This is a genomic window from Streptomyces sp. 1331.2, assembly GCF_900199205.1.
GTDB lineage: Bacteria > Actinomycetota > Actinomycetes > Streptomycetales > Streptomycetaceae > Kitasatospora.
This window is the reverse complement of sequence record NZ_OBMJ01000001.1, coordinates 488,564-509,264: the sequence shown is the minus strand read 5'-3', so window position 1 is coordinate 509,264 and position 20,701 is coordinate 488,564. Positions and strand designations below refer to the sequence as shown.

General features: G+C 74.2%; 11 protein-coding genes. 8 read left to right on the top strand and 3 right to left on the bottom strand.

Annotated features, from left to right (window positions below):
* Window positions 1-43 precede the first annotated feature (43 nt).
* The gene (locus CRP52_RS02325) at window positions 44-1,897 is read left to right on the top strand and encodes an NAD(P)/FAD-dependent oxidoreductase (protein ID WP_097234833.1); all 1,854 of its coding nucleotides are present in this window, start codon (window positions 44-46) and stop codon (window positions 1,895-1,897) included.
* Window positions 1,894-2,850: a formyl transferase gene (locus CRP52_RS02320; protein ID WP_097234832.1), complete on the top strand. Its 957-nt coding sequence runs from the start codon at window positions 1,894-1,896 to the stop codon at window positions 2,848-2,850. The genes CRP52_RS02325 and CRP52_RS02320 overlap by 4 nt, the downstream gene beginning before the upstream one ends.
* A 66-nt stretch (window positions 2,851-2,916) precedes the next feature.
* Here CRP52_RS02320 and CRP52_RS02315 read toward each other — a convergent pair whose 3' ends face one another.
* The 3 genes from CRP52_RS02315 to CRP52_RS02305 form a co-directional block, all read right to left on the bottom strand.
* Complete coding sequence (locus CRP52_RS02315; protein WP_097234831.1) at window positions 2,917-4,071, bottom strand: glycine amidinotransferase; 1,155 nt, start codon at window positions 4,069-4,071, stop codon at window positions 2,917-2,919.
* Between the two features lie 50 nt (window positions 4,072-4,121).
* Complete coding sequence (locus tag CRP52_RS38005) at window positions 4,122-5,645, bottom strand: AMP-binding protein (RefSeq protein WP_097234830.1); 1,524 nt, start codon at window positions 5,643-5,645, stop codon at window positions 4,122-4,124.
* 102 nt (window positions 5,646-5,747) lie between these two features.
* Window positions 5,748-7,061 (bottom strand): peptide ligase PGM1-related protein, encoded by a 1,314-nt coding sequence (locus CRP52_RS02305; RefSeq protein ID WP_097234829.1) that lies wholly within the window; start codon window positions 7,059-7,061, stop codon window positions 5,748-5,750.
* Between the two features lie 215 nt (window positions 7,062-7,276).
* Here CRP52_RS02305 and CRP52_RS02300 point away from each other — a divergent pair, with 215 nt between their 5' ends.
* The 6 genes from CRP52_RS02300 (at window position 7,277) to CRP52_RS02275 (ending at window position 20,663) form a co-directional block, all read left to right on the top strand.
* Entirely contained in the window at window positions 7,277-8,440 is a 1,164-nt protein-coding gene (locus CRP52_RS02300; protein WP_179852659.1) for a GNAT family N-acetyltransferase, read from the top strand.
* Window positions 8,441-8,508: 68 nt separating this feature from the next.
* Window positions 8,509-9,249: a class I SAM-dependent methyltransferase gene (locus CRP52_RS40330; protein WP_143685624.1), complete on the top strand. Its 741-nt coding sequence runs from the start codon at window positions 8,509-8,511 to the stop codon at window positions 9,247-9,249.
* Between the two features lie 256 nt (window positions 9,250-9,505).
* The gene (locus CRP52_RS02290) at window positions 9,506-11,218 is read left to right on the top strand and encodes an ABC transporter transmembrane domain-containing protein (protein ID WP_257032238.1); all 1,713 of its coding nucleotides are present in this window, start codon (window positions 9,506-9,508) and stop codon (window positions 11,216-11,218) included.
* Window positions 11,215-12,999 carry an ABC transporter ATP-binding protein gene (locus tag CRP52_RS02285; protein WP_097234826.1) on the top strand — a complete coding sequence of 595 codons (1,785 nt, stop codon included), beginning with the start codon at window positions 11,215-11,217 and terminating at the stop codon, window positions 12,997-12,999. The genes CRP52_RS02290 and CRP52_RS02285 overlap by 4 nt, the downstream gene beginning before the upstream one ends.
* A gap of 74 nt (window positions 13,000-13,073) precedes the next feature.
* The gene (locus CRP52_RS02280; protein ID WP_179852658.1) at window positions 13,074-13,379 is read left to right on the top strand and encodes an acyl carrier protein; all 306 of its coding nucleotides are present in this window, start codon (window positions 13,074-13,076) and stop codon (window positions 13,377-13,379) included.
* 27 nt (window positions 13,380-13,406) lie between these two features.
* Window positions 13,407-20,663: a non-ribosomal peptide synthetase gene (locus CRP52_RS02275; RefSeq protein ID WP_097234824.1), complete on the top strand. Its 7,257-nt coding sequence runs from the start codon at window positions 13,407-13,409 to the stop codon at window positions 20,661-20,663.
* The last annotated feature ends 38 nt before the right edge of the window (window positions 20,664-20,701 follow it).

Below are 20,701 nucleotides of genomic sequence, written 5' to 3'. Positions count from 1 at the left end.
ACGAACCTCGGAACGAACGAACGTAGGGAACCAGGGAACCACCATGCCCATAGTCGTAACCGGCCCAGTGAACCGCGCGGTGCGCGAGCTCGTCGAGGACGGGACGGACCCGCGGGACCGCGCCGGCTTCGTCACCGACCCCCGGCGGGCCGTCGTCGTCGCCGACGACCGGCAGGCCCCGGCCGCCGGCTCCGGGCCGTCGGCGCAGGACCTGGTGACGGTACGGGCGTACGAGGCGGCGCCGGCCCCGTTCGCCTCGACCGGTGCCCCGTTCGCCTCCTCCGGCGCCCCGTTCGGGCCGACGGGCGCCGCGCTGCCGCTGGTCGAGGCCCTGGGCGCGCCGACCGGCGCGTTCCTGACCGCCCTGCGCCACGCCGAGCAGCACTGCCGCACCGGCGGGGAGGAGGTCGCGCTGGCGCAGGCCCCCGGCCGTGACGTCGTCCTGGTCGGCGCCGGGGTCGTCAACCTGCTGACCGCCTGGTACTTGGTCCGGGCCGGCCACCGGCTCCGGATCCTGGACGCGCGGCCCGACCCGAGGACGGCGCTGCCCTGGACGGCGTACGGCTGCAGCCGCGGCGGCGGCGGAGCCCGGATGTTCACCCTGACCGAGGCCGACGACTACCACGCCAGGACCGCCGCCGACCGGCCGTTCGTCAACGGGGTTTTCCGCCGCTCGCTCGGCGCCCGGGGCTGGAACGTGAAGGCGACCCCGTTCACCGCCGAGGAGGAGCGCTGGATCTCCCAATTCGAGGCCGTTCCAGGCTGGTTGGCCCAGATCTACAATGACGACATTCTCTCGTTCAACCGGGAGAGCCGCAAGCTGTGGCGCACGCTCCGCGAGGAGTGCCCGGGCCTCTTCGAGGACGTGGAGTACACGCCGGGAGTCCTGCGGCTCTACACGGACGGCGCGCAGCTGGAGCAGTCCGCGCAGCGCCACGCCGGCCTCGGCGCCCTGCGCGCGGTGCTCGACCCGAAGGAGCTCCGCCGGCGCCACCCCGGACTCGCCGGTGCGACCGGGGAGTTGGCGGGCGGCCTGGAGGTGCCCGGCTTCACGGTGGACGTGCACGCCTTCATGGCCCGGCTGGTCACCCGGCTGGAACAGGCCGGGGCGGTGTTCCGCTGGTCCACCCCGGTCGAGCGGCTGGAACGCGCCGCCGACGGACGGCTGCACGGCCTGCGCCTGCCCGGCGAGGTGGTCACGGCCGACAGCTACGTGTTCTCCCCGGGCGCCTACGGCCGGGACCTGCTGGCCGGCACCCGCTCGGCCGGCCGGATCCACGGCGTGCTCGGCGTCTGGATGGAACTGCCCAACCTGGCACCGGAGTTGCGCCACTCGCTGAAGATCGCCCGGCGCGGCCACCTGACCGAGGACGCCAACGTCACCCTGGGGACCGACGGCCGCGGCCGCCCGGTGCTGATCGTCGGCTCCGGCTACGGCTACACCGGCGCCGACCCCGCCGACATCGAGCCGGCCGCCCTGGAGCGGATGTTCGCCGCCGTCGAGGACACCTGCCGGCAGTTCTTCCCGGAGGCGTACGCCCGGGCCATCGCGGACGGTTCGCTGCGGCGCGGCCGCCGGCTCTGCGTGCGGCCCTGGACCTCCGCCAACCTCGGCGTCCTGGAGACGCTGCCGACCACCGCCGACGGGGTCGGTGTCATCACCGGTGGCCACAACACGGGCGGCTTCGCCCAGGCACCGAGCGTGGCACAGGCCGTCGTCGCCGCCCTGAAGGGACGGCCCCACCCGATGCACGAGCTGTACCACCCGCTGCGCCTGGAGCGGTTCCTGCACCCCGCCGGGGACGGCCACGCGTGGCCGCGCACCCCGGCCGCCTCCGGTGCTTCTGTCGGTTCCGCTGCTTCCGCCGCCCTCCCCGCCGGGCAGGTGCTGCGATGACCGTGGAACGCCGCAACGGCAACGAGTGGCACCTCACCCCGGAGGCCCCGGGCGCGCGCCTGCGGGTGGCCGTGCTCTGCTCGGACGACCCGCACCACCGCTACCTGGTCGCCCGGATCGCCCGCGACCTGGACCTGGTCGGCCTGGTCGTCGAGCCGGGCGCCGCGCAGCAGAGCCGGCTCTGGGCCCGGCGCGCCTGGACGGATGCCGTCGCCCGCGGCTACCAGGTCCGCCGCCAGCGCTACACCGGACGGTCCGCCTACCGGCGCCGCTACTTCGCCGCCCTGACCCGCGCGCTGACGCCCCCGCTGGCGCCCCCGGGAGAGGCGCCGGCGCAGGCCCCGGCGGCGCCGTCGCCGTCGCCGGAGCGGGTGCTGCGGGTCGACTGGATCAACTCGCCCGAGGCCGTGGCGTTCCTCGAAGACCTCCGCCCGGACGTCACCGTCGTCTGCGGGACGACCTACCTGAAGCGCCCGGTCATCGAGGCCGGCCACCTGATGATCAACATCCACGGCGGCTACCTGCCGCAGTACAAGGGCAACCACTGCGTGTTCTTCGCCTTCCTGCGCAAGGACTACCGGCGCATCGGCGCCAGCCTGCACCTGGTCACCTCCCGGCTGGACGGCGGCGAACTGGTCGAGGTGGTCCGGCCGGAGGTCCTTCCGCAGGACAACGACGAGCACCTGTACGACCGTTCGGTGCACCTCGCGATCGACCGGCTGGCGGAGATCCTCACCGTGTTCGAGGCCGGCGGCGGCGACACCGTGCTGCGCACCGTCGCCCAGGAGGACACCGGCGAGACCTTCCGGCACCGCAGCCGCAAGCCCCACCTGGACCTGTGGGCCTGGCTGCGGATCCGGCTCGGCCTGGAACGGGTGCCGCACATCCCGCGCCCGCAGCCGCCGATCGACTGCCTGGTCCCGCGTGAGGCCGTCGAACCGGTCGAATCATAAGAGCGCCGGAAAGACCGAGGGGCGATCCCGCAACGGGACCGCCCCTCGGTCGTGCCTGCGCCCGGTTCAGCCGAGGTAGTCCTCGGGCGTCGAGCCGCGGCGGACGGTGTCCAGGGTGAAGCAGTGCAGGCCGCCGCCGAACAGCCGGCGGTGCCGGTGGCGGACCGGGACGGCGGTGAAGCCGTGCCGCTCCAGGGTCCGCATCAGCTCCGGGCAGGCCTCGTTGACCAGGACCGTCTCCTGGTCCACGGACAGGACGTTGAGGTCGATGTACGGGCTGGTGAGCACCAGGTCGTCGTCATCGTAGGACGGGAAGGCGTTGATCTCCGGCTCCGGGGCGAAGATCATGTCCCACTTGCGCAGCGGCTCGGGCAGCATCTCGGCGACCCGCGGGGTGCGCACCAGCAGCAGGCCCGGCCGCAGGGCCAGCACCATGCTGTCGATGTGGTTGTCCGTGATCGACACGCGGTGGATCCGGAAGCGGCCCTCCAGGTGGCGTTCGAGCCAGTCGACGCCCAGCGCGTGGTTGGCCGTCGAGACGTTGATCATCAGGTCCCGGCCCAGGCGCAGACACTGCGCGCCGTCGATCATCATCTCGAAGCCGGTGTCGTACGGGGAGGACTCCGGCTCCTTGATGAACTCGGCCGGCCCGCCGGGCGAGCGCTCGGCGTACGAGGGGTCGAAGGAGGCGTCGGTCATGATCGGCCGGGGCATCACCGTCCAGCGGGCGCCCTGCTCGAAGTAGCCCTGGAAGACCTTCTTCAGCAGCTGCGTCTCGAAGTACCGGGACCGCACCTGCGGCGGGGTCTCGATGATCTCGTCGCCCAGGATCAGGGTGTTGTCCCGGATGTTCAGCGGCGGCAGCACGGCGGCCGGCCAGGCCAGCGTCTCCACACTGCTGACCTCGGCCAGCGGCATCGGCCGGTGCACCGTGACGGAAAGGGACTCCAGGGTCCGCGCGATGCCCTCGACGTCCTCGTTCAGTTCCTCGACGTACCGCTTCTTGATCGGCGACTGGGGGCCGGCCTCCGCGCTCTTCCCGGAGCCGCGCGGGGAGATCACCGGGTAGTACTGCCGGTCGTAGAAGGACTTCTGCTCGGAGAGCTGGTCGTAGAAGAACAGCTTGAAGGAGAGTTCGGTTTCGTGGGTCGTGTAGTTCTCGGCCGAGCCGACGATGACCTCCTGGAGCGGGGACCAACCGTCGTAGCTGTTCAGGCGCACGGGCCTGCCTCCTTCTTCGGTTCCTTCGGCGGTTCTTGGTTCGGTTCTGGTCAGGACGCGGGTGCGTGGGGTGCGGTGGGTGCCGTGGGTGCGGGGGCCGCAGCGGCGACCAGCCGGGTCAGGGTTCCCAGGGTGGGTGCGGCCAGGAAGGCCGGCACCGAGACGGCCACGCCGTACTCCGCCCGGACCCGCTGCAGCAGCCGCATGACCCGGGCGGAGTCGCCGCCGCTGGCGAAGAACTCGTCCGGCAGGGCCGCGGTGTCGCGGGCCAGCACCTCGCACCAGAGCTCGGCGACCCGGCGCTCCTGCTCGGTGCGCGGCGCGTCGCCCGGCTCCGCCGCCTCCGCCGCCCGCGGTGCGGGCAGTCGCGAACGGTCGAGCCGGCCGGTCGGGTCCAGCGGCAGCCGGGGCAGGACGACGATCCGCTGCGGCACCGCGTACTCGGGCAGCGCGGCGCGCAGGTGGCGCAGCAGCTCCTCGGGCGCGGCGCCCTGCGGGCCGGGCGAGGTGACGTACCCGGTCAGGCGGTGGCCGGGCGGGGCCTGCGGGTCGGCCAGGACGGCCGCGTGCCGGACGGTCGGGTGGGCGCGCAGCAGCACCTCCGCCTCGGCCGGCTCGGACCGGCGCCCGCCGGCGGTCCCGGCGGCGTCTTGAGCGACGTTCACGGTGACCAGCTCGGCCCCCGGGAAGTGGCCTGCCACATCGGGCAGTTCGCCGTCACCGGAGACGGCGACGGCCCGCAGGCCCGGTACGGGCGCGCCGGCGCCCAGCTGGACCAGGAACAGCCGCAGCAGGTCGGCCGTGCCGTGCAGGACCGTCGCCCGCTGCCGGGCGAGCTCGCCCAGCAGGGTGGCCGGCGGCGCCGCGTACGGGTTGAGGACGTGCAGGCTCGCGCCGGTGAGCAGGGCGGCGAACAGCTCGGGCACCGAGCCGTCCAGCGCGTGCCGGGCGACCAGCGGCACCCGGTCCTCGGCCGTCAGACCCAGCCGGCCGGCGAAGCCGAGCGCCTGCGCCAGCACCTCCCGGCTGCTCTCCGTGCCGCCGTCCGGCCGGACGCGGGCGGGTGCCCCGGCGGTGTCCTGCGCTGCGAAGGCCGGTCCCCGGAGGCCGCCCCCGAGGTCGCCCCCGGGACCGTCCCCGGCGATGGCGAGCACCGGCACCCCCTCGGCCGCGCGCTCGGCCGCCCGGGCGTGGGCGGCGTCGGTGAGGAGCAGCGTCGGTGCGGTGGCGGCGAGGACGGCGGGCTGCGCCTTGGGCTGCTGCGGGTCCAGCGGGACGTAGGCGGCGCCGGTCTTGAGCACCGCCAGCACGGCGGCGACCGCCGCGATGTCGTGGCCGCACCAGAGCGCGACCCGGTCGCCGGGGCCGGCCATGGGCCGGATCCGGGCCGCCAACTCGTCGGAAGCGGCGTCCAGTTCGCGGTAGGTCCACTGACCGGAAGGGCCGTGCACGGCGAGCCGGTCGCCGAAGCGGGCGGCGGTCGCGCGGAACCGCTGGACCGGGGTCTCGTCGGGGGCGGGCGGGGCGGCGTCGGTCGGTCGCCCGCCGGGGTGTGCGGTCTGCTTCCGCGTCATTGCTGTGCTCCTGTCGGGCGGATCAGGCAGGTCGGCCGGTGTCCGTGGCCCGGGCGGGCCGGGCCGCCGGCTCAGGCGGGCTCGGGCGGGCTCATCCTGGCTTCAGGCCGGGATGAACAGCTCGCCGAGCCGTTCGTTGACCTCCCAGGCGTCGTCCAGGTCGGCCGCCACCGTGCAGTAGGTCGCGCCGAGCCGTTCCGGGTTGTGGCCGCTCACGACGATCACGCCGGTCCGGGTGGCCGGGTCGTAGGCCAGCCCCGCGCCGGCGATGGCGTCGCGCATCGCCTCGAAGGACGGGGTGGCCCAGCCGCGCGGCCACACGTTGGTGAGCAGCACCCGGTCCTTGGTGTAGCCGGGGCCGACCACCACCTCGCCGAGGATCCGGTAGGCGTGCGTCGAGCTGGTGATCCGGCCGTTCCACTCGGTGAAGAGCACCTGTCGGTCGGGGGTGATGATCGCGTCGGCGCTCAGGTTGCCGCGGTAGCCCATGGCGTGCAGCGGCGCGCAGACCTTGCGGCCGCCGTCGATCAGCGCGGCCTGCAGGTCGGCGTCGAGCTCGGGCGGGGTCACCTCGGCCAGGTAGCGCGGGGCGTGCATGAGCTCGCCGAGGCCGCCGAAGACGACCTCCTCGTCCTCGATCCGGAACTCGGCGTAGTAGGCCCGACTGCCGCTGAAGTACTGTTCCACGACGAGCAGATGGGCCCCGTCGTCGGTCAGCCAGGCCCAGTGCTCCGCGAGGTACCGGCGCACCGCGGCCCGGTCGGTCAGGTGCACCGTCCGCCGGGCGCCGACCGGCCGCGTGCCGTCGACCGGGCTGAGCACCTCGTTGCCGCCGCCGCCCGCGCCGTACTCCAGCTTCACCATCACGCTGTGGCCCTGCTCGATCAGCCGGGTGACGGCCTCCTCGGCGGCCGGGAGGTCCGCGCAGACCGCGCCCGCGGGCAGCGGTGCGCCCGCGCCCGCCGCGGCGGCGCGGAAGACCGCCTTACTGGTGGCCACGGCGCCGCCGCCCTGGCCGAGGAACGCGTACCCGGGCAGCACGGTGCGGGCGTTCAGCCGGTCGGCCAGCACCGCCACCGAGGTGTGCGGCCACATCGGGAAGATCTCGTCCACCGGCCGTCCGTCGAGCGCGGCCAGCACCTCGTCGGCGAGCCGCGGATCGGTGAGCTGTTCGCCGGTGAGCATTCCGGCACTCGACGTGGATTCCTTCGGCGGAACGACGACGGTGAGCGTTTCCCGGTCGACTCCGGTGTGCTCGGTCACGTACCGGAGAAAGGCCTCCTCCGGGGCCTGCGGAAGGATCAGGACGTCGTGGTCGCGGGCGAACCAGACGAAATGGTCGACCCACCAGACGGCCCCGTCCGCATGCCTGCCGAGGTTTTCGTCCCAGTCGTTGCCGATGAGAACCCTTGCCATCTCAGCCCTCCCTGGAAAACATGGCGGTTGAGTGACCGTCAGCTCGATTCCCGCCCCGTCGGATGATGTCACAGACGGTCCGGCGTGCAAGCGGGTGCACATTTCCGCACCGGCCGTCCGGCGTGCAATTCCGCGCCGTTCCGTGTCGTTCCGCGCCGGGATTACGCCGCCGTTGGCCGGTGGGGCCCGGCAATTCACGAGGGGATTTCGTCACGATGCAGCTACGGGTCCAGGTGCGGGTGCACGACACCCTCGCGGCGGTGCCGGCGGCCGACTGGGCGGCGGTGGCCGCCGGTGCCGGGCTGTACGCCTCCCACCTGTGGCTGAGCCTGGTCGAGCAGGAGACCCCGGGGCGGTGCCGCTACCTGCTGGCCCACGACGACACCGGGCTCGCCGGCGCCCTGCCGGTCTACCTGACGGCCGACGAGCCCAACCGCTACTACCACCCGGGTGCCGTCTTCCGCGCCGCCGCCCCCGGCCCGGACGGCGGGTACTGCGTGGCCGGCGGCCGCAGCGGCTACCGCACCGAGGTGCTGCTCGCCGACCGGCTCACCGAGGCCGGGCGGCGCGCCACCGTCGCCGCCCTGCTCGACCGGCTGGCCGAACTCGCCGCGGCCGAGGGCCGCTCGCACGCCTACCTCCTCCACCTCACCGAGCGCGGCCTGCGCCAGGTCACCGGGTACGCCGGCGACCTCACCCCGGTCGTCGGCTACAGCGGCGACGCCTGGCTGCCCGCCCCCGGGCGCGACTTCGAGGACTACCTCGCCGCCCTCAGCCCCACCCGGCGCAAGACCACCCGCAAGGAACTGCGCCGCTACGCCGCCCACGGCCTGAGCACCGTCCGTGCCGACCCGGCCCGGGAACTCGACCTGATCGCGCGCTTCGCCCGGCTGGGCAACGAGAAGTACGGGGTCGAGGAGGACGAGGCCGAACTGCGCACCCGCTTCGAGCGCCAGTACGCGGCCCTCGGCGACCACGGCGTGCTGTTCGTCTGCCGGCGCGGGCCGGTACCGGTCGGGATGGCGCTCGCCTACCGCTGGGGCGACTGGCTTTACCTGCGCGCCTCCGGCTTCGACCACGACGCGGCCGCCGGCGCCTACCCGTACTTCAACGTGGTGATCTACGAGCCGCTGCGGTACTGCTACGAGAACGGCCTGCGCGGCCTCCACCTGGGCTCCGGCTCCCACGACGCCAAGGCCGCCCGCGGGGCCCGGATCGGCCCGCTCGGCTCGGTGGCACTGCCCGCGGCCGGCGCTCCCCGCACCGACCCGGCCGCGCCCACCGCGCGCCGGGGCGTACGGCGGTACTGGGAGCAGCAGTTCGCGACCGTGCCGCACCTGCTGGACCAGGACCTGTGGCGGCCGTGGCTCGGCCGCTGAGCACGAGCGAACCGAAGCCGGGCACGAGCGAACCGAAGCCGAGCACGAGCGAATCGAAGGGGACACGCATGGACGAACCCACCTGGGACGCCGATCAGGCCGCCCGGTACGACACCGAGCACGCCCGGATCGACACCCCGCTCACCGTCGCCTACCTCGCCGAACTGTCGGGCGGCGGCGACGTGCTGGAGTTCGGCGTCGGCACCGGCCGGCTGGCCGTCCCGCTCGCCGGGAAGGCCCGCAGCGTGCTCGGCGTGGACAACTCGGCCGAGATGCTGGCCGCGGCCCGCCACCGGCCACTGCCGGACAACCTGGCCCTCGCCCTGGGCGACGCGCAGACCTGGACCACCGAGCGCCGCTTCGACCTGGTGCTCTGCGTCTACAACCTGCTGCTGCACTTCACCACCCAGGACGCCCAGCTCGCCGTCGTCCGCAACGCCGCCGCCCACCTCGCGCCCGGCGGGCACCTGGTGGTGGAGAACCTGCACCCGCCGCTGCGGGCGATGGAGGAGGGCGAGCGGATCAGCACCCTGCGGCTGGCCGGCGCCGGCATGGCGATCAGCACCCAGCGCTTCGACTGGAAGTCGCTGCTGCTGGACCAGAGCGTGCTCTACGTCGACGAGGACGGGCACCGCGTCCGGCAGATCGCCCAGCGGATGCTGCTGCCCTCGGAACAGGACCTGATGGCCCGGCTGGCCGGGCTGCGCCTGGTCCGGCGGATCGCCAACTGGCGCGGCGGCCCCTGGCGCGCGGACTCCAGCGCCCCGGCGGCCAGCAACGTCATCTCCGTCTACCGGCGGGCCGAGTGACGGCGCGCCGAACGATCGCGGTTCCTGGCATGATCGCCTCGGTCCGGAGCCGTTCAACCGAGAACGCCTGACAGTTGAACGCGCGCCGTCAGGATCCCGCCCGGGGATCGCGGGCGACCGGCCCACGGGCGCAAGACCGGCCCCAGGCCTTGGACGATGGACAGATCACGCGCGTACCGCGGTTAATTGCCGTGCCGACGACCTGAGATGGAGGCGCATGTGTGGGGCAGGCTTCACCCGGCGAAGGGGCTGAGCGGTGCGTGACTTCTTCGACCGGCCACCCGGCACCCCCGACCTGCGCGGCCCGTGGCGCTACCTGCTGTGGATGGCCGTCCGCCATCGCGGGGTCCTGCTGCTCGACTGCCTCGCCAACATGGGGTGGGCGGCCGGGCTCGGACTCACCCCGGCCGTGATCGGCCAGGCCATCAACCAGGGCCTGGTCGCCAGGGACCAGACCGCACTGGTCGGTTGGGGCCTGGCCGTACTCGGGGCGGGCGTGCTCTCCGCGCTGTCCGCCATGTTCGTGGAGCGCCTGGAGACCCGGCTGCGGGTCGAACCCGGTTACGAGACCATGCAGTTCGTCACCCGCAAGGCCTGCGAGCTGGGCACCACCGTCGGCCGCAAGGTCTCGGCGGGGGACCTGGTCACCGTCGGCGTCTCCGACATCAGCCTGATCGGTCAGGCCCTGGAGGTCGGCGCCCGCGGCGTGGGCGGGGTGGTCGGATTCGTCGCCGTCGCCGTGTTCATGCTGGTCGCCTCCTGGCAGGTCGGCCTGCTCGTGCTGGTCGCGGTGCCGGTCATGCTGGTCGTCACCACCCGGCTCGCCCGGGTGCTGCGCAACCGGCAGGGCCAACTCCGCACCCACCAGCGCGAACTCGCCGACCAGGCCGTCGACATCGTGCGCGGACTGCGGGTGCTGCGCGGCATCGGCGGCGAGGAGCAGTTCGCCGCCCGCTACCGCGAGGGCTCCCAGCGCCTGCGCGCCACCGCGCTGCGGCAGGGCCGCGCCTCGGCGGTGCTCGGCGCCACCCGGACCTTCCTGCCCAGCCTGCTGCTCGCCGCAGTGGTGGCCCTGGCCGGCGAACTCGTCCTCGACGACCGGCTCAGCGCCGGACAGATGGTCGCCTTCTACGGGTACGCCACCTACCTGGTGATCCCCACCAACCAGATCACCTTCGCCGTCTCCAAGGCCATGCAGGGCCACGTCGCCGCCGAGAACGTCGTCCGGCTGCTCCGTACCGTCCCGGACCTCGCCCCCGGACCGGACACCGGCACCGTACCGGGCACCGGCGTCCTCGCCGACCCCGACTCCGGCCTGCGGGTGCCCGCCGAGGGCCTGACCGCCGTCGTCTGCTCGTCCGCCGACGCGGTCGCGCTGGCCGACCGCCTGGGCCGCCAGACCGACTCCGCGGCGACCTACGCCGACGTGCCGCTGACCGCGCTGCCGCTGGCCGGGGTCCGCGAACGGATCCTGGTCGCCACCGCCGAGGACCACCTGTTCGCCGGGCCGCTGCGCCGGGAGCTCGACCCGGCCGACCGGCTGCGGCCCGGCGACCCCGACGACGCGCTCTGGGCCGCCGTCGACGCCGCCGCCGCCCGGGACGTCGTGGAAGCCCTGCCGGACCGGCTCGACACCGAGATCGCCGCCGGCGGCCGGGAGTTCTCCGGCGGCCAGCAGCAGCGCCTGCGGCTGGCCCGCGCCCTGATGGCCGACCCGGAGGTGCTCGTCCTCATCGACCCGACCAGCGCCGTCGACGCACACACGGAGAACCGGATGGCCGAGGGCATCGCACGACTGCGCCGGGGGCGCGCCACCGTCGTGTTCACCACCAGCACCTTGCTGCTGCACCAGGCCGACCACGTCGCCCTGGTCCTGGACGGCGGCGTGACGGCCGAGGGCACCCACGAGGCGCTGATGGCCGACGACCGCTACCGCGAGCTGGTCGAGCGCTGGACGGCTGCCGCATGAGCGAGCTGCCCGTCGCTTCGAACCGTGAGCTCGCCGCCTACGCGCGGCGCGCCGTCCTCGCCCACCGCGGCGAGTTCGCCCTGGTCGTCGGCCTGCAGGCGCTCGCCGCCGTCGCCGGTCTGTTCGCCCCCTGGCTGCTCGGCACCCTGGTCTCCGACGTCACCCACGGCCACGACACCGTGCTGCGCCTGGTGCTGTCCATCCTCGGCTGCCTGGCCGCCCAGGCCGTGCTGGTCCGCCTCGCCGAGTACGCGGCGGCCAGGCTCGGCGAGAAGATCCTGGCCGACCTGCGCGAGGAGTTCGTCTCCGATCTGCTGGGGCTGCCGCCCGAGACGGTGGAGGACGCCGACGCCGGTGACCTGATCACCCGCACCACCCGGGACATCGACCAGCTCTCCAACGCCATCCGCGCCGCGATCCCGGCCACCATGACCTCGGTCGGCATCGTCTGCTTCACCCTCGGCGCCCTGGTCCTGATCAGCCCGCTCCTGCTGCTGCCCTGCCTGCTCTCGGTGCCGGTGCTCTACGGCGCCGCCCGCTGGTACCTGCGCCGGGCGCACCAGGGCTACCTGCGGCAGGCGGCCACCTACTCCCGGCTCACCGAGAGCCTGGCCGAGACCGTCGAGGGCGCCCGCACCGTCGAGGCGCTGCGGCTGACCGCCCGCCGGATGGACCTGGTCGACGAGTCCATCGCCACCTCCTACGCCGCCGAGCGCTACACCCTGCGGCTGCGCAACGTCTTCCTCCCGCTCTGCGACACCAGCTACGCCCTGCCGGTGGCCGCCATGCTGATCTTCGGCGGCACGCTCTACCTGCACGGCGTGGTCTCCCTCGCCGCGGTCACCGCCGGCACCCTGTACGCCTCGCAACTGCTCAACCCGCTCGACCAGTTGATGTTCTGGCTGGACTCGCTGCAGTCCGCGGGCGCATCGCTGGCACGGCTGCTGGGGATGGCGCGGTTCCGCGCACCGGCCCCGGCCGCCATCGGCGCGGGCAGTGCGGCGCAGCCCGCCGAGGCCAGTGGAACGACGGCCCGCGACATCGAGTTTCGCGACATCGAGTTTCGCGACATCGAGGTGCGCGACCTCCGCTACGCCTACCAGCCCGGCCAGGACGTCCTGCGCGGCATCGACCTGACCATCCGGCAGGGCGAGTGGCTGGCCGTGGTCGGGCCGTCCGGGGCCGGGAAGTCGACCCTGGCCAAGCTGCTGGCCGGCATCTACACCCCGGACAGCGGCGGCATCACCGTCGGCGGCCGCCAGGTGGCCGCCCTCGACCCCGCCGAGCGGCGCGGCACGGTGGCCCTGGTGACCCAGGAGCACCACATCTTCCGCGGCACCCTGCGCGACAACCTGACCATCGCCCGCCCGGGCGCCGACGACGAGGAGATCGCCGCCGCGCTGCGCGCCGTCGACGCCTGGGAGTGGGCCGAGGAACTCGGCGTGGACAGCGGGATCGGCCCCGGCGGACAGGCACTGGACCCGGCGAAGGTGCAGCAACTCGCCCTCGCCCGGCTGCTCCTGGCCGACCCGGACATCCTCATCCTGGACGAGGCGACCTCGCTCCTGAACCCGCAGGCCGCCCGGCACCTGGAACGCTCACTGGCGGCCGTGACCCGCGGCCGTACGGTGATCGCCGTCGTGCACCGGCTGCACACCGCGCAGGACGCCGACCGGATCGCGGTGCTCGACGACGGCCGCGTCACCGAATTCGGCACCCACGAGGAACTGCTCGCCAAGAACGGCTCCTACGCGGGCCTCTGGCACGCCTGGCAGGGATGACACGGACCGGCCGGCCTTTTCGCCAGCCGGAATTCCGTGGTCGTCCGGGAGGGGGGAAGGGGGTGATTTTCGAATTGAGCCAGCGGATACTGGAGGACGTCCGGGCGGCGTGGGGCGATGTCTTCGGCGCCGCCCCGGCCGATCCCGAACGGGATTTCTTCGACTGCGGCGGGAATTCCCTGCTGGCCATCCGGCTGCAGCAGGCCGTTCTCGTCCGGACCGGTGCGGCGCTCAGCATCGCGGAACTCCTGCGGCACCGGACGGTCGCCGCGCAGGCCGCGCACATCGCGGACGCCGCCACCGCCGGCCCGGGGCCGGATCCCGCCCCGGCGCCGAACACCGATCCGGGCCCGGATTCCGCGCCGCCCGTCGAACTCTGATCAGGTTGATCCGACCAAGGGGAACAGATGCCGAACGACGTCCTGCTGCCGCTCTCCTTCGCCCAGCAACGGCTGTGGTTCCTTGACCAGTTGGCCCCGGGCGGCACCGAGTACCTGATCCCCGTGGTGCTGCGGCTGACCGGGGAGCTGGACGTCCCGGCGCTGTCCGCGGCGGTGGCCGACCTGGTCGCCCGGCACGAGTCGCTGCGGACGGTCTTCGGCGAGCGGGGCGGCCGCCCGGGCCAGCGGGTGCTCGACCCGGGCCCGGAGGTGCTGCGGGTGGCCGCGGCACCGGCCGGCCCGGGGGAGGCCGCGGCCACGGCGACCGCCCCGATGGACCTGCAGCGCGGCCCGCTGTTCCGGGCCGTGCTGTACCCCCAGGGCCCGGCCGAGCACCTGCTGGCTCTGACGTTCCATCACATCGTCGCGGACGGCTGGTCGATCGGCATCGTGGTCGACGAACTGAGCGCGCTCTACGCGGCGCACCTCGAAGGCCGAAAGCCCGAGCTGCCGGAACCGCCCATCCAGTACCCGGACTTCGCGATCTGGCAGCAGGAGACCCTGGACGGGCCGGTGCTGGCGGAACAACTCGCCTACTGGACGGGGAAGCTGGCCGACCCGACCCCGTTGGAGCTGCCCGTCGACCGGCCCCGCCCCGCGGTCTGGTCGGCGCGCGGTGCCACGCTCTCCTTCCGGATCCCGGCCGACCTGGCCGAGCGGCTGAAGGAGGTGTTCCGCGCCCACCGGGTAACCCCGTTCATGGGCCTGCTGGCCGCCTTCCAGGTGCTGCTGGCCCGGTACAGCGGCCGGGACGACATCGCGGTGGGCACGCCCGTGGCCGGCCGCAACCGGGCCGAGACCGAGGGCCTGATCGGTTTCTTCGTCAACACCCTGGTGCTGCGCGCCGACCTCGCCGGCGACCCGTCCTTCGCCGACCTGCTGGCCCAGGTCCGGGAGACCGCGCTGGCCGCCTACGACCACCAGGACCTCCCGTTCGAGCGGCTGGTCGAGCACCTCGCCCCCGACCGCGACCTGTCCCGGACCCCGCTGTTCCAGACCATGTTCAACATGCAGGACCCGCAGGCCGCCGGCCACGCCTGGGCACTGCCCGGGATCGAGGTCACCGCCGAACCGCTGGACTGGGACGTCGCCAAGTTCGACCTCTCGCTGGAACTCGCCGAGACCGCCGCCGGGTTCAGCGGGACGCTGGAGTACGCCACCGACCTGTTCGACCGGAGCACCGCCGAACGGATCGCCGGCCACTACCTGACCCTGCTGGCCGGCGTGGCGGCCGACCCGGCCACCGCCGTCTCCCGGCTGCCGCTGCTCACCGAGGCCGAGGAACAGCGGCTGCTCACCGACGGGAGCGGTCGCGCGGCGCGCTTCCCGGCCACCCGGGTGCACGAGCTGGTGGCCCGCCAGGCCGCCGAGACCCCGCAGCGGACCGCCGTGGTCTGCGGCGAACGCGCGCTGACCTACCGGGAGCTGGACGAGCGGGCAGAGCGCCTGGCGCACCGGCTGCGGCGAGCCGGTGTCGGGCCGGAGACCCTGGTCGGCCTCTGCCTGGACCGCAGCCCCGACCTGGTGGTCGCCCTGCTGGGCGTCCTCAAGTCCGGCGGCGCCTACGTGCCGCTGGACCCGGCACACCCGCGCGAGCGGCTGGCTCTGCTGCTGGCCGACATCGCCGCCCCGGTGGTGGTCACCGAGCGGCACCTGGCCGAGCGGATCCCCGAGGCGCAGGGCCGTACGGTGCTCCTCCTGGAGGACGCCCTGAACGCGGACGCCGCGGACACCGAGGGCGCCCCGGACGCCGCGGACACCCCGGACGCCCCGGACGCCGCGGACACCCCGGTCCTCGCCCCGGCGCCCGGCGCCACCCCCGGCGACCTCGCCTACGTCGTCTACACCTCCGGCTCCACCGGCACCCCCAAGGGCGTCCAGACCCGGCACGACAACCTGGTCAACGGCCTGCTCGCGATGCAGGACGTCCTCCGGCTGGGCCCCGAGGACCGGCTGCTCGCCGTCGCCCCGTACACCTTCGACATGTCCAGCGTCGACCTGCTGCTGCCCCTGCTGCAGGGCGCCCAGGTCCACCTCGCCACCCGCGAGCAGACCACCGCGCCCGCCCGCCTCGCCGCCCTGCTCGCCGACTCCGGCATCACCGTCCTCCAGGCCACCCCGCCGCTGTGGCGCCTCGTCGTCGAGGAACTGCCCGACCTCTCCGACCGGCTGCACGTCCTGCTCGGCGGCGAGGCGCTCGACCCCCCGCTCGCGGCCGCCACCCGCCCCAAGGTCCGCCGGCTCACCCACCTGTACGGCCCGACCGAGACGACCATCTGGACGCTGGGCGCGGACGTCGGAGCGGACTGCGCGGCACAGCCCGCCATCCCGATCGGCCGGCCGATCGCCAACACCCGGGTGTACGTGCTCGACGCCGGCCTCGCCCCGGTGCCGGTCGGCGTGCCCGGCGAGCTCTACATCGCCGGCTCCGGGCTGGCCCGCGGCTTCCTCAACCGCCCCGCCCTGACCGCCGAACGCTTCCCCGCCTGCCCGTACGGGCCGCCCGGCGAGCGGATGTACCGCACCGGCGACCTGGTGCGGTGGCGCGCGGACGGGGACCTGGAGTTCCTCGGCCGCTCCGACAACCAGGTGAAGATCCGCGGCTTCCGGATCGAACCGGCCGAGGTCGAGGCCGCGCTGCGGGCCGGCGGGCTGGTCGGCGACGCGGTCGTGATCGCCCGGGAGGACGTGCCCGGCGACCGCCGCCTGGTGGCCTACGTGACCCCCGCCGCACCCGGCGCCGAGGTCGACCCGGCCGCGCTGCGCCGACGGGCCGGCGAGCGCCTGCCGGACTACATGCTTCCCTCGCACACGGTGGTGATCGACGCCGTCCCGCTGACCGCCAACGGCAAGGTGGACCGGCGGGCCCTGCCCGCCCCCGACGTCGCACGGCCGCGCACCGGCCAGGCGTACGTCGCCCCCGCCAACCCGGTGGAGCAGTCGATCGCCCGGGTCTGGGAGCAGGTCCTGGGCGTGGAACGGGTCGGCGCCGAGGACAACTTCTTCGAACTCGGCGGCCACTCCCTGCTGGCCACCCAGGCCGTCTCCCAGCTGCGCCAGGAGTTCGGCGACGGCCTCGGCGTGCAGAGCGTCTTCGCCGCCCCGACCGTGGCAGGCCTCGCGGAGATCGTCAGCGCGAGCGGCGAACCGGGCCCGGACGCCGAGCCGGTGCTCGGCATGCCGCCGATCCGGCGGGTGCTGCGCAACGGGCCGCTGCGCGCCTCCTTCGCGCAGGAACGGCTCTGGCTGCTGGACCAACTCGTCCCGGACAGCGCCGAGTACGTCATCCTGCGGGTGCTGCGTCTCACCGGCGACCTGGACCGGGACACGCTGGAACGGGCGCTGACCGAACTGGTCGCCCGGCACGAGGTGCTGCGCACCCGCTTCGAGGCCGAGGACGGCGTCCCGGTCCAGGTGATCGAGCCGCCCGCGCCGCTCGCCCTGCCGGTGACCGACCTCAGCGCGCTGCCCGCCGAACGGGCGGAGGCCGAGACCGCGGCCCTGGTGGCCGCCGAGACCGGCCGGCCCTTCGACCTCGGCGTGGCCCCGCTGCTGCGCGCCCGGCTGCTGCGCCTGCGCGCCGAGGAGCACGTGCTGGTCCTCGCGGTGCACCACATCGCCGCCGACGCCTGGGGCATGGGCGTGCTCAACCGCGAACTCGCCGCCCTCTACCGGGCGTTCCGCCACGGCCTGCCCTCCCCGCTGGAGCCGCTGCCGATCCAGTACGCCGACTTCGCGGTGCGCCAGCGGTACTGGCTGCGCGGCGAGATACTGGACGGCCAACTGGACTACTGGCGCGAGCGGTTGAGCGACCTCACCCCGCTGGAGCTGCCCACCGACCGGCCCCGCCCGGCGGTGCGCTCCGGCCGCGGCGCGGGCCACGAGTTCAGCCTGCCCGCGGAGTTGAGCGATGAGCTGCGCGCCCTCTCGCACCGCGAGGGCACCACGATGTTCATGACCCTGCTCGCCGCCTTCCAGACCCTGCTGGCCGGCTACAGCGGCCAGGAGGACATCGCCGTCGGCACCCCGATCGCCAACCGCAACCGGGCCGACACCGAGGGGATGGTCGGCTTCTTCGTCAACACCCTGGTGCTGCGCGCCGACCTGGCCGGCGACCCGTCCTTCACCGGGCTGCTGGCCCAGGTGCGGGAGAGCGCAATCGGCGCCTACGCGCACCAGGACCTGCCGTTCGAGCGCCTGGTGGAGGAGCTGCGCCCGGAGCGCGACCTCGCCCGCAATCCGTTGTTCCAGGTGCTGTTCATGTTCCAGAACGCCCCCCGGACTCCGCTCGTGCTCGACGGGCTCACCGTCACGCCGGGGTACTGGGAACAGAAGGTGGCCAAGTTCGACCTGACGCTCTCCGTCAACGACAGCGACGGGCAGCTGGACTGCCTGATCGAGTACAGCACCGACCTCTTCGACGCCGGCACCGTCGCACGGATGGCCGGCCACTTCGCGACCCTGCTGGCCGGGATCGCGGCCGCCCCGCAGAGCCGGCTCTCCGAGCTGCCCGTCCTGACCGGGCCCGAGCGGCGGCAGCTGCTGGAGGAGTGGACCGACACCGCCGCGCCCTACCCGCACGACCGGTGCGTGCACCAGCTCTTCGAGGAGCAGGCCGCCCGCACCCCGGAGGCCGTCGCGCTGATCGCGGGCACCGCCGAGGGGGCGACCGTCGAGGGTGCGGCCACCGAGCGGTCGGCCACCGAGCTGACCTACGGCGAGCTGAACCGCCGCGCCAACCGGCTCGCGCACCACCTGATCCGGTCCGGCGCCGGCCCGGAGACCCTGGTCGGCGTCTGCCTGGAGCGCGGCCCCGACCTCGCCGTCGCCCTGCTCGGCATCCTCAAGTCCGGTGCCGCCTACGTGCCGCTGGACCCGGTGCACCCGCGCGAGCGGCTGGCCGCCCTGCTCGCCGGCACCGGGGCCGCGCTGCTCGTCACCCGGCAGCCGCTCCTGGAACGGCTCGGCGTCGACACCGAGGGGGTCTGCACCGAGGCGGTCTGCGCCGATGTGATCTGCCTCGACCGGGACGCGGCCGCGATCGCCGCCCACCCGGACCAGGACCCCGCCCCGACGGCCGGGCCCGGCAACCTCGCCTACGTGGTCCACACCTCGGGCTCCACCGGCACCCCCAAGGGCGTCGCCGCCGAACACCGCGGCGTGAGCGCCTACCTTTCCTTCGTCACCTCCCGCTACGGCATCACCCCCGGCACCCGGGTGCTGCAGCTGGCGTCCATCGGCTTCGACGCGTCCGTACGGGACCTGCTCGGCCCGCTCAGCTGCGGCGCCACGGCCGTCCTCGCCCCGCTGGACGGCCCGTTCGACCCGGCCGCGATCGCCGAGTGCATCGAACGTCACCGGGTGGAGGTGCTGCTCAGCACCGTCCCGTCCCAGCTGCGGGAACTGCTCGCACTGCCCGGGGCGGAGCACGCCCTGGCCTCGCTGCGGCTGACGGTCGCCAGCGGCGAGAGCCTGCGGCTCGCCGGGCAGCACGGGCGCCGCACCCTGCCGGGCGCCCTGGTGAACCAGTACGGCCCCACCGAGTGCACCATGACCAGCACCTACTGGCCGGCCACCGAGGACTGGGCGGACCGCACCGAGGACCTCGTCGGCCGGCCGATCGCCAACAAGCGGGTCCACCTGCTGGACCGGCACCTGAACCCGGTGCCGGTCGGCGTGCCCGGCGAGGTCTACATCGCGGGCACCGGCCTGGCCCGCGGCTACCTGGGCCGGCCCGACCTGACGGCCGAACGGTTCCTCGCCTGCCCGTACGGGCCGCCCGGCGAGCGGATGTACCGCACCGGCGACCTGGCCCGGTGGCGGGCCGACGGGGACCTGGAGTTCCTCGGCCGCTCCGACGACCAGGTCAAGATCCGCGGTGTGCGGGTCGAACCTGGCGAGGCCGAGGCCGCGCTCCGCGCCGACCCCACGGTCGGCGACGTGGTGGTGCTGGCCCGCGAGGACGTGCCGGGGCAGCGGCGGCTGGTGGCCTACGTGACCCCCGCCGAGCCGGGCCGCCCGGTCGACCCGGCGGCGCTGCGCCACCGGGCCGGGGAGCGGCTGCCGGAGTACCTGGTGCCCGCGGTGGTGGCGATCGACGCGCTGCCGCTCACCGTCAACGGCAAGGTGGACCGGCAGGCGCTGCCGGCCCCCGACGGAACCCGGCCGGACACCGGCCGCGCGTACGTGGCGCCGGTCGGGCCCGTGCAGCAGACGCTGGCCCGGATCTGGGAGCAGATCCTGAATGTGGGACGGGTCGGCGCCGAGGACAACTTCTACGAACTCGGCGGCGACTCCGTCCTCAGCATCCGGGCCGTCCACCGGGCGGGCCGCCTGGGCATCCACCTGACGCCCCGGATGATGGTCCGCCACCAGACCATCGCCCGGATCGCCGCCCACCTCGGCCGGGACGGCCTCGACGGCGCCGCCGCGGCCACCGGGCACGCCACCCTCACCCCGCTGAACGACAGCGCCGCCGAGCAGGAGGTCTTCTGCTTCCCCGTGATCGCGGGCAACGTCACCGGCTACGTCCCGCTGGCCCGCGCCCTGAGCGCCGACGCCAGGCTCCTCGGGGTCGAACTGTCCTGGTGGGACCGGCCGGACGCGGCCCAGTGGTCCATCCCGACCATGGCCCGCAGCTGCCGCGACGCGATCCTCGCCGGCCGCCCGCACGGCCCGTACCTGCTGGTGGGCTGGTCCTTCGGCGGCGTCCTGGCGCTGGAGACCGCCCGGCTGCTCCGGGCGGAGGGGCACCCCGTCCGGGTCGTCGCCCTGGACGGCATCCTGCCCACCGAGGAGTACCGGGAGGGCGTGCACGGGAACATCGCGACGATCGACGCACTGCTGGCCCGGCTCGCCGAGGGGCACGCTCCGGACGCGCTGCCCGAGGACGTGGCGGCCGGCCTGGAACAGCTGAACATCCCGCCGGAGCTCCACGAGGTCGCCGGCGCCGACCTGGTGCGCCACCTGACCGTGATGCGGGGCATCGGCACCGCCGTCCTGGCCTACCGGCCCGCGCCGGTGGAGTTCCCCGTCACCCTGTACGAGGCCGCGCACCGCGCGCTGCCCGACTGGATCGGGAGCACCATCCGGGAGACCTGGCAGCCGTACGTGCCGGACCTGGAGGTGCGGGGCACGCCGGGCGACCACTACTCGTTCCTGCGCTACCCGATCGTGCGCTCGCTCGCGGACGGCCTCCGGGAGACCGTCCGCGAGCACGGCTGAGCACGCTGAGCACTGCTGAGCACGGCTGACGCGGGGGC